Annotated in this window: 11 protein-coding genes; 7 read left to right on the forward strand and 4 right to left on the reverse strand. The window is 51.7% G+C overall.

The window, feature by feature from the left end; translation table 11 throughout:
• Position 1: 1 nt before the first annotated feature.
• The 3 genes from OGX90_RS20590 to OGX90_RS20600 all read left to right on the forward strand — a co-directional run bounded on the left by OGX90_RS20590 (position 2) and on the right by OGX90_RS20600 (position 4,889).
• Entirely contained in the window at positions 2-2,434 is a 2,433-nt protein-coding gene (locus tag OGX90_RS20590; RefSeq protein ID WP_032942784.1) for a glycyl radical protein, read from the forward strand.
• Positions 2,435-2,658: 224 nt separating this feature from the next.
• Positions 2,659-3,474: a Cof-type HAD-IIB family hydrolase gene (locus OGX90_RS20595; protein ID WP_213752075.1), complete on the forward strand. Its 816-nt coding sequence runs from the start codon at positions 2,659-2,661 to the stop codon at positions 3,472-3,474.
• A 152-nt stretch (positions 3,475-3,626) separates the two neighbouring features.
• Complete coding sequence (locus tag OGX90_RS20600; protein WP_186413568.1) at positions 3,627-4,889, forward strand: DUF1479 domain-containing protein; 1,263 nt, start codon at positions 3,627-3,629, stop codon at positions 4,887-4,889.
• A 78-nt stretch (positions 4,890-4,967) separates the two neighbouring features.
• Here OGX90_RS20600 and OGX90_RS20605 read toward each other — a convergent pair whose 3' ends face one another.
• On the reverse strand, positions 4,968-6,560 hold the full coding sequence (locus OGX90_RS20605) for an ABC-F family ATPase (RefSeq protein WP_008784214.1): 1,593 nt from the start codon (positions 6,558-6,560) through the stop codon (positions 4,968-4,970).
• A 232-nt stretch (positions 6,561-6,792) separates the two neighbouring features.
• Between OGX90_RS20605 and ldtB the strand changes: the two genes are divergently transcribed.
• Positions 6,793-7,713: a L,D-transpeptidase gene (gene ldtB, locus OGX90_RS20610; protein WP_008784213.1), complete on the forward strand. Its 921-nt coding sequence runs from the start codon at positions 6,793-6,795 to the stop codon at positions 7,711-7,713.
• A 94-nt stretch (positions 7,714-7,807) separates the two neighbouring features.
• Here the strand turns inward: ldtB and OGX90_RS20615 are convergent, their stop codons facing one another.
• Positions 7,808-8,917 carry an anion transporter gene (locus OGX90_RS20615; protein WP_048226004.1) on the reverse strand — a complete coding sequence of 370 codons (1,110 nt, stop codon included), beginning with the start codon at positions 8,915-8,917 and terminating at the stop codon, positions 7,808-7,810.
• Positions 8,914-9,387, reverse strand: a complete 474-nt coding sequence (gene mntR / locus OGX90_RS20620) for a manganese-binding transcriptional regulator MntR (RefSeq protein WP_003831586.1) — start codon at positions 9,385-9,387, stop codon at positions 8,914-8,916. The genes OGX90_RS20615 and mntR overlap by 4 nt, the downstream gene beginning before the upstream one ends.
• A 186-nt stretch (positions 9,388-9,573) precedes the next feature.
• Here mntR and mntS point away from each other — a divergent pair, with 186 nt between their 5' ends.
• Both mntS and OGX90_RS20630 read left to right on the forward strand, forming a co-directional pair.
• Positions 9,574-9,702, forward strand: a complete 129-nt coding sequence (gene mntS / locus OGX90_RS20625) for a manganase accumulation protein MntS (RefSeq protein ID WP_003831584.1) — start codon at positions 9,574-9,576, stop codon at positions 9,700-9,702.
• Between the two features lie 276 nt (positions 9,703-9,978).
• Positions 9,979-11,559: a phosphoethanolamine transferase gene (locus tag OGX90_RS20630; protein WP_057067342.1), complete on the forward strand. Its 1,581-nt coding sequence runs from the start codon at positions 9,979-9,981 to the stop codon at positions 11,557-11,559.
• A 139-nt stretch (positions 11,560-11,698) separates the two neighbouring features.
• On the opposite strand, the gene ompX is transcribed toward OGX90_RS20630, so the two are convergent.
• A complete protein-coding gene (gene ompX / locus OGX90_RS20635; protein ID WP_048214619.1) occupies positions 11,699-12,214 on the reverse strand; it encodes an outer membrane protein OmpX in 516 nt (171 codons plus the stop codon).
• Between the two features lie 411 nt (positions 12,215-12,625).
• Here ompX and rhtA point away from each other — a divergent pair, with 411 nt between their 5' ends.
• Positions 12,626-13,513: a threonine/homoserine exporter RhtA gene (rhtA, locus tag OGX90_RS20640; RefSeq protein ID WP_008784209.1), complete on the forward strand. Its 888-nt coding sequence runs from the start codon at positions 12,626-12,628 to the stop codon at positions 13,511-13,513.
• The last annotated feature ends 281 nt before the right edge of the window (positions 13,514-13,794 follow it).

Consider the following 13,794-nt stretch of genomic DNA (forward strand, 5'->3'; position numbering starts at 1 on the left):
CATGACCACTCTGAAACTGGACACACTCAGCGACCGTATCAAAGCGCATAAAACGGCCCTGATCCACATCGTGAAACCACCGGTTTGTACCGAGCGCGCCCAGCACTATACCGAGATGTATCAGCAACACCTGGATAAGCCTATCCCGGTACGTCGTGCACTGGCACTAGCTCATCATCTGGCGGAACGCACCATCTGGATCAAACATGACGAACTGATCATTGGTAACCAGGCAAGCGAAGTGCGTGCCGCGCCTATTTTCCCGGAATACACCGTCTCCTGGATTGAAAAAGAGATCGACGACCTCGCCGACAGACCGGGCGCAGGCTTTGCGGTAAGCGAAGAGAACAAACGTGTATTGCATGAGGTGTGCCCATGGTGGCGTGGTCAGACCGTGCAGGATCGCTGCTACGGGATGTTCACTGATGAGCAGAAAGGGCTGCTGGAAACCGGCATTATCAAAGCCGAAGGTAACATGACCTCCGGCGACGCACACCTGGCGGTAAACTTCCCGCTGCTGCTGGAAAAAGGTCTCGACGGCCTGCGTCACAAAGTCGATGAACGTCGCTCCCGCATCAATCTGACATGTCTGGAAGACCTCCATGGCGATCAGTTCCTGAAAGCGATTGATATCGTGCTGGAAGCCGTCAGCCTTCACATTGAGCGCTTTGCCGCGCTGGCGCGTAAAATGGCGTCCACGGAAACCCGCACCAGCCGTCGAGATGAACTGCTGACCATGGCGGAAAACTGCGATGTGATCGCCCATGAGCCGCCAAAAACGTTCTGGCAGGCATTGCAGTTGTGCTATTTCATCCAGCTGATCCTGCAAATTGAATCAAACGGTCACTCGGTGTCGTTTGGTCGTATGGATCAATACCTCTACCCGTTCTATCGTCGCGACGTCGAGTTGAACCAGAGTCTGGATCGTGAGCACGCTATTGAACTGTTGCACAGCTGCTGGCTGAAACTGCTGGAAGTGAACAAAATCCGTTCCGGCTCCCATTCGAAGGCCTCAGCGGGTAGCCCGCTGTATCAGAACGTGACCATTGGTGGTCAAAACCTGGTCAACGGCCAGCCGATGGATGCCGTCAACCCGCTCTCCTACGCGATTCTGGAGTCCTGCGGCCGTCTGCGTTCTACTCAGCCAAACCTGAGCGTGCGTTATCACGCGGGGATGAGTAATGACTTCCTTGATGCCTGCGTGCAGGTGATCCGCTGCGGCTTCGGGATGCCTGCCTTTAACAACGATGAAATCGTCATACCGGAATTCATTAAGTTGGGCATTGAACCGCAGGATGCCTATGACTATGCGGCCATTGGGTGTATCGAAACCGCAGTCGGCGGGAAATGGGGCTACCGTTGCACCGGCATGAGCTTTATTAACTTTGCCCGCGTGATGCTGGCGGCACTGGAAGGTGGGCGCGATGCCACCAGTGGCAAAGTCTTTCTGCCACAGGAAAAAGCGCTCTCGGCTGGTAACTTCAACAATTTCGACGAAGTGATGGATGCCTGGGATACGCAGATCCGCTACTACACGCGTAAATCCATAGAAATTGAGTATGTCGTCGACACCATGCTGGAAGAGAACGTGCACGATATTCTGTGTTCCGCGCTGGTAGACGACTGCATTGAACGGGCGAAAAGCATTAAGCAAGGCGGCGCGAAGTATGACTGGGTATCGGGTTTGCAGGTGGGTATTGCCAACCTCGGTAACAGCCTGGCAGCAGTGAAGAAACTGGTCTTTGAACAGGGCGCTATTGGTCAACAACAGCTGGCCGCTGCGCTGGCCGATGATTTTGACGGTCTGACCCATGAGCAGTTACGCCAACGACTGATCAACGGCGCGCCGAAATACGGCAACGATGACGATAGCGTTGATACGCTACTGGCCCGCGCTTATCAGACCTATATCAATGAACTGAAACAGTATCATAATCCGCGTTACGGACGTGGCCCGGTTGGCGGCAATTACTACGCCGGGACCTCGTCTATTTCGGCAAACGTGCCGTTCGGCGCAGCAACGATGGCAACGCCGGATGGCCGTAAAGCACACACTCCGCTGGCAGAAGGCGCAAGCCCGGCTTCCGGTACGGACCATCTCGGCCCAACGGCGGTAATTGGTTCGGTGGGTAAACTGCCGACCGGTTCGATTCTCGGCGGCGTGCTGTTAAATCAGAAGCTCAACCCGGCCACGCTGGAAAATGAATCCGATAAGCAAAAGCTGATGATCCTGCTGCGTACCTTCTTCGAAGAGCACAAAGGCTGGCATATTCAGTACAACATTGTCTCCCGTGAAACGCTGCTGGAAGCCAAAAAACACCCGGATCAATATCGTGACCTGGTGGTGCGTGTCGCAGGCTATTCCGCCTTCTTCACTGCGCTTTCTCCGGATGCGCAAGACGACATCATCGCGCGTACTGAGCATATGCTGTAAACAATATTGCCGGCCGGATGAGATTCCACACCGCCATCCGGCACGCTAACCTCCCCATTGCCGGATGCGCTGACGCTTATCCGGCCTACAACGATTCTCCCCGTAGCCGGGTAAGGCGAAGCTACCACCCGGCTTTTTACTTTCATTCGAAATTAAATTTGTGCTACAGGTCACATTGTTATTAGAATGTTTCTGGTTGCAGTAATCGCCAGGAGCCTATCTTTATGACCATCAAAGTTATCGTCACCGATATGGACGGAACTTTTCTCGACGACGCCAAGAAATACGATCGTGCACGTTTTATGGCGCAGTATCAGGAACTGAAAAAACGAAATATCGAATTTGTCGTGGCCAGCGGCAACCAGTATTACCAGTTGATCTCCTTTTTCCCGGAGCTTAAAGACGAAATATCGTTTGTCGCTGAGAATGGCGCGCTGGTTTATGAGCATGGCAAGCAGCTGTTTCACGGCGAGCTCACCCGTCACGAATCACGCATTGTTATTGGTGAACTACTAAAAGATAAGCAGCTCAACTTTGTGGCTTGTGGGCTGCAAAGCGCTTACGTTAGCGAAAATGCGCCGGAGTCCTTTGTCGCATTGATGTCAAAACACTACCATCGCCTGAAACCCGTAAAGGATTATCAGGATATCGATGATGTGCTGTTCAAGTTCTCGCTAAATTTACCGGACCAACAAATCCCATTGGTTATCGATCACCTGCATGCTGCGCTGGACGGCATTATGAAGCCCGTCACCAGCGGCTTCGGGTTTATCGATCTGATCATTCCGGGCTTACATAAAGCCAACGGGATCAGCCGCCTGCTTAAACGCTGGAACCTGTCACCGCAAAACGTAGTCGCCATTGGCGATAGCGGAAACGACGCGGAAATGCTGAAAATGGCGCACTACTCTTTCGCCATGGCCAACGCGGCAGAGAATATCAAAGCGATTGCTCGCTATCAGACCGACGACAATAACCATCAGGGCGCGCTGAACGTAATTCAGGCTGTGCTGGATAACACCTCCCCTTTTAACGTCTAATCCTGCCAACCGGGGTATCCCTCATCCCGGTTTTCACTCTTTTTCTATTTTGCTCACTCCATCAAGTTTTAAACTTGCGTTAACTAAATTTTAACTTATATTATCATCTGTAAGTTAGTTGAGTTTCGAATGAAAGTTAATGCGAGGTGGATATGGCTTTTACTTTTACCAGCGACACGCTGCCCGCCGATCACAAAGCGGCAATCCGGCAGATGAAACAGCAACTGCGGGCACAGCTTGGGGATGTTCAGTTAATCTTCAATCAGTTGAGCGATGCTATCGCCACCCGCGTGGCGGAAATCAACGCCCTCAAAGCGCAAGGTGCCCCAGTGTGGCCAGTGATATCTTATGCAGATATCAAAGCGGGCCACGTAAGTGCAGAGCAGCGTGAAGATATTAAGCGTCGCGGATGCGCAGTCATTAAAGGTCATTTCCCTCGCGAACAGGCTCTCGGATGGGACAGCTCAATGCTGGACTATCTGGACCGCAACCACTTTGACGACGTCTATAAAGGACCCGGCGATAATTTCTTCGGTACTCTGAGCGCATCACGGCCTGAAATCTACCCCATCTACTGGTCCCAGGCGCAGATGCAGGCCCGCCAGAGTGAAGAAATGGCCAATGCACAGTCGTTCCTTAATCGTCTTTGGACATTTTCAAGCGCAGGTAAGCAATGGTTTAACCCGGATGTCAGCGTTATCTACCCTGACCGGATACGCCGTCGCCCGCCGGGAACGACGTCCAAAGGGCTGGGCGCCCATACGGATTCCGGCGCGCTGGAGCGCTGGCTTCTTCCGGCGTATCAGCAGGTCTTTGCTCATGTTTTCAATGGCAAGCTGGAAGATTATGATCCATGGCAGGCGGCGCATCGCACCGAGGTAGAAGAGTACACGGTGGATAACACCACCAAATGTTCGGTCTTCCGTACCTTCCAGGGCTGGACTGCACTGTCCGATATGCTGCCAGGTCAGGGATTGTTGCATGTGGTCCCGATCCCTGAAGCGATGGCGTATGTACTGTTACGCCCATTGCTTGACGATGTGCCAGAAGATGAACTTTGCGGCGTCGCGCCCGGCCGGGTGCTGCCGATTTCCACGCAATGGCATCCGCTGCTGATTGAAGCGTTAACCAGCATTCCACAACTGGACGCCGGAGACTCCGTCTGGTGGCATTGTGATGTGATTCACTCCGTCGCACCGGTGGAAAATCAGCAGGGTTGGGGTAACGTGATGTACATTCCTGCCGCACCGATGTGCGAAAAGAATCTGGCCTACGCCCACAAAGTGAAGGCCGCGCTGGAAAAAGGTGCGTCGCCGGGTGATTTTCCACGGGAGGATTATGAAACTAACTGGGAAGGACGCTTCACGCTGGAGGATTTGAATATCCACGGTAAACGCGCGCTGGGGATTGTTTAATTTTATATCCCCTTATCCCTAAGTATCTCGTGTTACAGGTGCAACCATCACACCTGTAACACGAGAACGACGGGAGACTTATTCGACGCCTTTACTACGCAGGTAATCTTCGTAGTTACCGGTGAAGTCGATTACGCGTTCCGGCGTAATTTCAATCACGCGGGTTGCCAGCGAGCTGACGAACTCACGGTCATGAGAAACGAAGATCAGCGTGCCCTGGTACATTTCCAGCGCCATGTTCAGCGACTCGATAGACTCCATATCCAGGTGGTTGGTCGGTTCATCCATAACCAGGATATTCGGTTTCTGCATCATCAGCTTACCGAACAGCATGCGTCCTTTTTCACCACCGGAGAGGACTTTCGCAGGTTTCTTGATATCGTCCTGGCTGAACAGCAGACGGCCAAGGAAGCTGCGTACTACCTGCTCATCATCGCCTTCCTGCTTCCACTGACTCATCCATTCGAAAACGGTCAGATCGTTTTCGAACTCGTATTCATGATCCTGCGCGTAGTAACCGACCTGGGCGTTTTCAGACCACTTAACGGTACCGTTGTCCGGCTGTAAGTCGCCAACCAACGTTTTCAGCATAGTGGATTTACCCACGCCGTTGGCACCAATGATGGCAACCTTCTCCCCTACTTCCAGCAGGAGGTTGAAGTTTTTAAACAGCGGGCCTTCATCAAAACCTTTCGCCAGCGCTTCCACTTCCAGCGCGTTACGGAACAGTTTCTTATCCTGTTCGAAGCGGATGAACGGGTTCTGACGGCTGGACGCTTTCACTTCGTCGAGCTTAATCTTATCAATCTGACGCGCACGAGAAGTCGCCTGTCGAGATTTAGACGCGTTGGCGCTAAAGCGGCTGACGAAGGATTGCAGATCGGCAATCTGTGCTTTCTTCTTGGCGTTATCGGCCAGCAGACGTTCACGCGCCTGGGTTGCCGCCGTCATGTATTCGTCGTAGTTACCCGGATAAACACGCAGTTCGCCGTAGTCCAGATCCGCCATGTGCGTACAGACCATGTTCAGGAAGTGACGGTCGTGCGAAATGATGATCATGGTGCTGTCACGCTCGTTCAGCGTCTGCTCCAGCCAGCGGATGGTGTCGATATCCAGGTTGTTCGTTGGTTCGTCGAGCAGCAGAATGTCCGGGTTAGAGAACAGCGCCTGCGCCAGAAGCACACGCAGCTTCCAGCCGGGTGCGACTTCGCTCATCGGGCCGTAATGCTGTTCTACCGGAATACCTACGCCCAGCAGCAGTTCACCCGCACGCGCTTCCGCAGAGTAGCCGTCCATTTCGCCATACTGAACTTCGAGGTCAGCAACTTTATAGCCGTCTTCTTCGCTCATCTCGGCCAGAGCATAAATGCGATCGCGCTCCTGCTTCACTTCCCACAGTTCAGCGTGACCCATGATCACGGTGTCGAGCACGGTGAACTCTTCAAAGGCGAACTGATCCTGGCGCAGCTTACCAATGCGCTCGTTAGGATCGAGGGAAACGTTGCCCAGCGTCGGTTCGAGATCGCCGCCGAGAATTTTCATAAAAGTGGATTTACCGCTACCGTTCGCGCCAATCAGGCCGTAACGGTTGCCGCCGCCAAATTTGACGGAAATATTTTCAAACAGCGGCTTACTGCCGAACTGCATGGTGACGTTGCTGGAAACTAACACTGGCGTATCCTGAAAGAGAAAGAAATATGTGACAAACCGCTTATTATGCCATAAGTCTACAAGAAGATCGCGTCTTCATGCGGAAGGGGAAAAGTGAAACCAAAAGGAAAAAAATGTGATTTAGTACACATCCGAATTCCTTGTTGCTCAGATTGCACATATAATGCGTGCCCAACACTACATAAATCTCAACCCACTAGCCTGCCTGGCACTGAATCTCGCATACATGAATATGAATATGAAATTAACAACGCTTTTCGCGGCGGCACTCGCAATAGTTGGTTTTTGTAATACCGCTTCAGCCGTCACGTACCCGCTGCCGACTGATGGTAGCCGTTTGATTGGCCAAAACCAGGTCATTACTATTCCTGAAGGCAACACCCAACCGCTGGAGTATTTTGCGGCAGAGTATCAGATGGGTCTGTCTAACATGCTGGAAGCCAACCCGGGCGTGGATACCTTCCTGCCGAAAGGCGGCACCGTGCTGAACATTCCTCAGCAGTTGATCCTGCCGGATACCGTGCATGAAGGTATTGTTATCAACAGCGCTGAAATGCGTCTGTACTACTACCCGAAAGGCACCAACACCGTAATTGTTCTGCCGATCGGTATCGGCCAGCTGGGCAAAGACACGCCAATCAACTGGACAACCAAAGTAGAACGTAAAAAAGCAGGCCCAACCTGGACGCCAACGGCGAAAATGCATGCGGAATACCGCGCTGCGGGCGAGCCGCTGCCAGCCGTTGTTCCGGCAGGTCCGGATAACCCGATGGGACTGTACGCGCTGTATATCGGTCGCCTGTATGCCATCCACGGCACCAATGCTAACTTCGGCGTAGGCTTACGCGTCAGCCACGGTTGCGTGCGTCTGCGTAACGACGACATCAAATTCCTGTTTGAAAATGTGCCAGTCGGCACCCGCGTACAGTTTATTGATGAGCCGGTAAAAGCCACTACCGAACCAGACGGCAGCCGTTACATCGAAGTACATAACCCACTGTCTACGACTGAAGCACAGTTCGAAGGCGGAGAAATCGTACCGATTACCCTGACCAAGAGCATTACCAGCATCACCGGCCAGTCTGACGTCGATCAAGCCGTCGTTGAGCAGGCGGTACAGAACCGTTCAGGTATGCCGGTTCGTTTGAACTAATCTGCTATATATGCCCGATGGCGCTACGCTTATCGGGCCTACCAACGCAGTAGGCCGGATTAGGCGCCAGCCGCCATCCGGCACATCACATCAATTACATCAACAGCAGCAAACCATACCCCACCAGCGCCGCCCATATCAGCATCGGTACCGAATACCAATGAAAACGCCACCAGATCCGTCGGTCGTTTGCCATCCGTAACGCAATGAGATTCGCCAGCGATCCCGGCAACAGACCAAAGCCGCCCACATTAACCGCCCAGGCCAGCAGCAGCGTCGGCGGGACATAGTTCAGCAGCAAAATCGTACTGGGCACATTACTGATAAACTGCGACAGACCAATAGCCGTTAACCAAAGTCCCGGTGCTGAGAGCGTGCCAATCTGGTGGGAAATCCCCTGCAAGGCCGGGAGCTGCGTCAGCAAATGCACATCAATGAACATCGCCATAAATACTAACAGCAACGTCCAGTCCACGCTGAGGATCACGCGACGCGCCAGTACCATGAACCCTGCCGCCACAATAGCCAGACCCCACAGCTCTTGCTTTAACTCCAGCGCCGCCAGGAAGATGATATACAGCGCCAGACAACTCCATACCAGGCGTGGTTGCCAGTCAGGCGCGCGCGTACCGGTATGATAGTGCAACGCTTTATGCGGGAAACTGAACCAGCACAGCACCACCAGCGTCAGCATCATGGCCCCCGCAAGCGGCGCCATTTGCCAGGTAAACGCGGTAAACGATAAGCCTGAGCGTCCCCACATCAGAATGTTTTGCGGATTACCTATTGGCGTGAGCAACGATCCGGCGTTTACCGCCAGCGCCTCAAAGATAATCAGGCGATTCACCGGAATGGCACATAATTTTTTCAGGGTGATGGTCAGCGGAACAACAATAAACAATGCAACGTCGTTGGTCAGAAACGTCGACAACAACGCCGCCGCCAGCACCATAAATATCGCCAGCTGGCGCTCTGTTTTGAAGCGGCGGGTCATCTTGCGCCCTAACACATCGAAATAACCGCTTAGCTCCACGCCTTTGGTCAGTAACATCAGCCCGCTAAGCGTGATAATCGTGTGCCAGTCAATTGCCCCTGGCCAGGACCGGGGCGTAAATGGCGTGAACAGACTCAGTACAACCCCAACGATGATTAACAGCTGGAAAAAACGATCGCGCTGTAAGGCACGTAATAAAGGAAAACTCATTCAGAGCCAGTTCCTTGCTGTTGCGTAAACCGGCTAAAAGCCTCCAGCGTTTCCTTACTGACGTGATGCTCCATCCCCTCCGCGTCGCGACGGGCAATTTCCGGGCTGATGCCTAACATCAACAGGAAATTTTCCACAATCTGATGACGTTCCCGGCTCTCCTGGGCTAGTCGTTCACCTTCTGCGGTTAAAAACACCCCACGCCACGGGATCATTTCAATCAATCCGACTGAAGCAAGGCGCTTAAGCATTTTAGCAACCGTCGGCTGGGAAACCCCAAGTCGCGCGGCCATATCCACCTGGCGCGCTTCACCCACCTCAATAATGAGATCGGAAATCAGCTCTACGTAGTCATCAATCAGTTCGCGGCGATGCGCCTCCCGGACCTGACGAAACCCTTCAACGTGTTCTTCGACATTCACCAATTGCGTCACTTTTTTTGTTGTTGGCATACCTGCGCGACGACTCATTCTGCTTCCTCGTTACTGTGACGCGTTAACGGCATCTGATTAGAGAGCGCTCATTGTAAACCAGAGTTGCGTGGGCACAAAAAATTAACGTTTTAGCAATAGCTATATAATATAGCCTGTGCTATATCTGTATATAATAAAGACATCCCTCAAGGACTGATGGGATTGTGAAGTCAGGAGGTTTACATGAATGAATTTAAGAGGTGCATACGCGTGTTTAGTCACTCTCCCTTTAAAGTACGGTTGATGCTGATCTCTATGCTGTGTGACATGATTAACAGCAAACCAGAGCAGGATAAACCTTCAGAAAAATAATGCGGCGTCGCGGTACGCCGCTTCATTTTCCTGCCGTCATTCGGGTACGGTGGTGGTTTTCGTCTCAATAACCCTTCTTTTTGTCAGTTTTGCCACGTCCCTCGCAAAACAATTTCTTTGTAGTAGTTGACCTTCTCTTGCGCACACTCTATCTTTTCGCAGCCCTGCGTATATTGCGGCTCGCGGATGCGGACCCTATCCCTCTTCTCGCTCTCTCAGGCAGGCAATGACCCTTAGCGCCAGGGTAAGCACATGGCGTTTTTGTATTAGTGGCGTATGAATTTAACCCTCAAAGATTCAATCATTGCTCGCAGTCGGGCTATTAGTCCGTGGACTGGCCTCTATTTCTTACAGTCTCTGCTAATAAACCTTGCTCTGGGCTATCCGCTTAGCCTGCTCTATAGCGTTGCTTTCACATGTATATTGATGCTGCTGTGGCGTAGCGCGCCGCGCGCGCAGAAGGCACTGATTGGCATTTGCTCACTCATTGCGGCAATGTACTTTCCGTTCGGCCAGGCTTACGGCTCACCGAACTTCAATACCTTACTGGCGCTGCACTCAACCAATATGGAAGAGTCAACCGAGATCCTGACCATCTTCCCCTGGTACAGTTATCTGGTTGGAGTGTTTATTTTTGCCCTTGGCGTTATCGCCGTACGCCGTAAAAAAGATGTGCAGCAGCGCAGCTGGAATAAGTTCGACAGCATTTGTTTGCTGTTTAGCGTTGTCGCATTCTTTGTTACCCCGGTACAAAACCTGGCCTGGGGCGGCGTGTTTAAGCTGAAAGATACCGGTTATCCGGTTTTCCGTTTCGCCAAGGACGTTATCGTCAATAACAACGAAGTGCTCGACGAACAAGAGCGTATGGCGAAACTGTCGAGCGTAAAAGACAGCTGGACGGTAACCGCCGTTAAACCGAAGTATCACACCTACGTCGTGGTGATCGGCGAAAGCGCCCGCCGCGATGCGTTAGGGGCGTTTGGCGGCCACTGGGATAACACCCCGTTTGCCAGCTCCGTTAACGGCTATATCTTCGCGGATTACATTGCGGCCAGCGGTTCAACGCAAAAATCGCTCGGCTTAACGCTTAATCGGGTAGTGGATAATAAACCCCAGTTCCAGGATAACTTTGTCACCCTGGCTAACCGCGCGGGCTTTCAGACATGGTGGTTTTCCAATCAGGGACAGATTGGTGAATACGATACGGCCATCGCCAGCATTGCGAAGCGCGCTGATGAGGTTCAGTTCCTCAAAAGCGGTGACTTCGAAGCGGATAAAAACACCCGTGACGAAGCGCTGTTGAAGATGACTGCCCAGGTGCTGGCAACCGAGCGCACCCAGCCACAGCTCATCGTGCTGCATTTAATGGGCTCGCATCCGCAGGCCTGTGACCGAACACAGGGTAAATACGAGACTTTCGTCCAGTCAAAAGAGACATCTTGTTATCTGTACACAATGACACAGACGGATAACCTGCTGCGCCAGCTTTACGAGCAGTTACGTAACAGCGGTAATAGCTTCTCGATGGTCTATTTCTCCGATCATGGCCTCGCGTTTAAAGAGCGGGGAAAAGAGGTGCAGTACCTGGCGCATGACGATCAGTTCCAGCAGAATTTCCAGGTGCCTTTCATGGTGCTGTCGAGCGATGATAAAGCGCATCGGGTGATTAAAGCCCGTCGCTCCGCCAATGATTTCCTCAGTTTTTTCTCGCAGTGGACAGGGATCAGCGCAAAGGAAATCACCAACAGCTACCGCTTTATCTCAGAGAAAAAAGCCGGGCCGGTGTACATCACCAACTTCAAACTGCAGAAGGTGGACTACAACCATCTGGGTACCGATATTTTCTCAACCAAATAATACGTTGTCGGCCGGATAAGGCATTTTGCTACCGATGCCTGATGCGCTGCGCTTATCAGGCCTACAACGACATTCCTTCCTGCATTACACGCAAAAAAAATCCGCCCCAAGAGGCGGATTTTTCATATCACCGAAGTGATTAGAAGCGGTAACCCACGCCAGCAATCCAGGTGCCAACGTCAACGCTACGAATACGGCTCTGCTCGTAGGAGAAGTCCAGAGCAACGTTTTCGATCGGGTTGAACTGCAGACCAGCACCGTAAGAGAAACCGTAGTCGCTGGTGCTGTGGTTGTCAGCCGGAGATGCTGCGTTCTGGAATTTACCGTAACCAACACCCACTACACCGTAGATGCTTGCCCAGTCGTTCAGACGGTAAGCCGGACCAGCAGTGATGCCGTAGTACTGGGTTTTGTTGTAGTCGCCAGAAGCATCGGTACGATCTTTTTCAGTGTAAGTGAAGGAACCGATAACACCCAGCGGGTTGTTGTCCTGCTCGTAGCGATACTTCAGGTTGAAACCGTTCATTTTGTTCGCTGCGCCCTGAGCATCGCTCTGAGCGTAACCACCGGTAACGGTAGAAGTAGCAGCTACAGCAGTACCTGCGGAGAAAGCCAGAACAGCGGCCAGTGCTGAAAGACATGCAATTTTTTTCATAACCACCTCAAATGTGCTTCAAGTAAATCTTAAGTTTTAAATATACCAAAAATTGATGGGAAACTCTTTGCGATTCGCGATGTCTAATGGGGTCTTTCATGTAACAGAACATTTCAAAAACCCGCTATCTCTTTCAATTAACATCACTTTTTCAACTGAAAATACCATTATTGCGCGCACAATATGGCACATTCATCCAGAACATTCCTAATCACACAGATTATTAATCCATCATTTTCATGCCATTGTACGGAACTGAGCAATTTTTTTTTCAACGAATACTCAACCAGTTGAGCGTAATTCCATTACACTCGCTGTTTTACTTTTCTATACATAAAATCATCTGCGTCGGAACAATGCTGAAGCGTGGCACAGATGGAGACGTGTAATCATCATTTGACAGGAGAAAGGATGCCGGGGTTGTCACGTAAAGCGCCAGTCTGGTTGCCTATTTTGGTTTTGCTTATTGCTATGTCCTCCATTCAAAGCGGAGCATCACTGGCAAAATCGTTGTTCCCACTCGTCGGTGCGCCGGGCGTTACCGCGCTGCGCCTTGCGCTGGGTACGCTCATTCTTATCGCTTTCTTTAAGCCCTGGCGTTTACGATTCGCCAAAGAACAACGCCTGCCGCTACTGTTTTATGGCCTGTCTCTGGGCGGGATGAACTATCTTTTCTACCTGTCTATCCAAACCGTCCCACTGGGAATCGCCGTGGCGCTGGAATTTACCGGCCCGCTCGCGGTAGCGCTGTTTTCATCCCGACGCCCGGTGGATTTCATTTGGGTTGCGTTGGCAGTACTCGGGCTCTGGTTCCTGCTGCCTCTGGGTCAGGACGTTTCTCACGTAGATTTAACCGGCGCAGCGCTGGCGCTGGGGGCTGGCGCCTGCTGGGCCATCTATATTCTTACCGGGCAGCGAGCCGGGGCGGAACACGGTCCGGCAACCGTCGCAGTAGGGTCATTCATTGCAGCTCTGGTATTTGTACCAATCGGCGCACTCCAGGCCGGAGATGCCCTGTGGCACTGGTCCATACTGCCGTTAGGTCTGGCCATTGCAGTCCTCTCTACTGCGCTTCCCTATTCACTGGAGATGATTGCGTTGACGCGCCTGCCTACGCGTACTTTCGGTACATTGATGAGCATGGAACCCGCGCTGGCAGCGGTTTCCGGAATGATCTTCCTCGGTGAAACGCTGACGCTTATCCAGACGCTCGCTCTGGGCGCCATTATTGTCGCATCAATGGGCTCTACGCTCACTATTCGTAAAGAGCCACAAATAAAACAAGTCGACGTGAATTAACCACGTATTATTCTGCATGGTTTGCATAATCATGCAGAATATCCAATTGTAAATCTGCGTGATAATAATTCTAATAAATATAATTTTCTCATCCGCATATTTCATTTAATCTTAAAATTAACATAAAAATAACACCACGCAAGTAACAAAACCATCATCACATTGATTTTATTTGATATTTTATATTCACCCTCGTCTTCACTATTAAAGTGATAGGCAACACCGGAAACAAAAATCCAAATTTAGCGCTATACTTAATTCCGTTGAAGAGTTGGGACATA

Origin of the sequence: Citrobacter sp. Cpo012 (genome assembly GCF_030333015.1) — a bacterium.
Classification (GTDB): Bacteria; Pseudomonadota; Gammaproteobacteria; order Enterobacterales; family Enterobacteriaceae; genus Citrobacter; species Citrobacter portucalensis.

What these genes read in the sequence shown, in the direction of transcription:
- ldtB (WP_008784213.1), top strand. Translation starts at nt 6,793, where the DNA reads ATGAATATGAAATTAACAACGCTTTTCGCGGCGGCACTCGCAATAGTT.
- OGX90_RS20590 (WP_032942784.1), top strand. Translation starts at nt 2, where the DNA reads ATGACCACTCTGAAACTGGACACACTCAGCGACCGTATCAAAGCGCAT.
- OGX90_RS20630 (WP_057067342.1), top strand. Translation starts at nt 9,979, where the DNA reads ATGAATTTAACCCTCAAAGATTCAATCATTGCTCGCAGTCGGGCTATT.
- OGX90_RS20615 (WP_048226004.1), bottom strand. Translation starts at nt 8,917, where the DNA reads ATGAGTTTTCCTTTATTACGTGCCTTACAGCGCGATCGTTTTTTCCAG.
- mntS (WP_003831584.1), top strand. Translation starts at nt 9,574, where the DNA reads ATGAATGAATTTAAGAGGTGCATACGCGTGTTTAGTCACTCTCCCTTT.
- ompX (WP_048214619.1), bottom strand. Translation starts at nt 12,214, where the DNA reads ATGAAAAAAATTGCATGTCTTTCAGCACTGGCCGCTGTTCTGGCTTTC.
- OGX90_RS20600 (WP_186413568.1), top strand. Translation starts at nt 3,627, where the DNA reads ATGGCTTTTACTTTTACCAGCGACACGCTGCCCGCCGATCACAAAGCG.
- OGX90_RS20595 (WP_213752075.1), top strand. Translation starts at nt 2,659, where the DNA reads ATGACCATCAAAGTTATCGTCACCGATATGGACGGAACTTTTCTCGAC.
- rhtA (WP_008784209.1), top strand. Translation starts at nt 12,626, where the DNA reads ATGCCGGGGTTGTCACGTAAAGCGCCAGTCTGGTTGCCTATTTTGGTT.
- mntR (WP_003831586.1), bottom strand. Translation starts at nt 9,387, where the DNA reads ATGAGTCGTCGCGCAGGTATGCCAACAACAAAAAAAGTGACGCAATTG.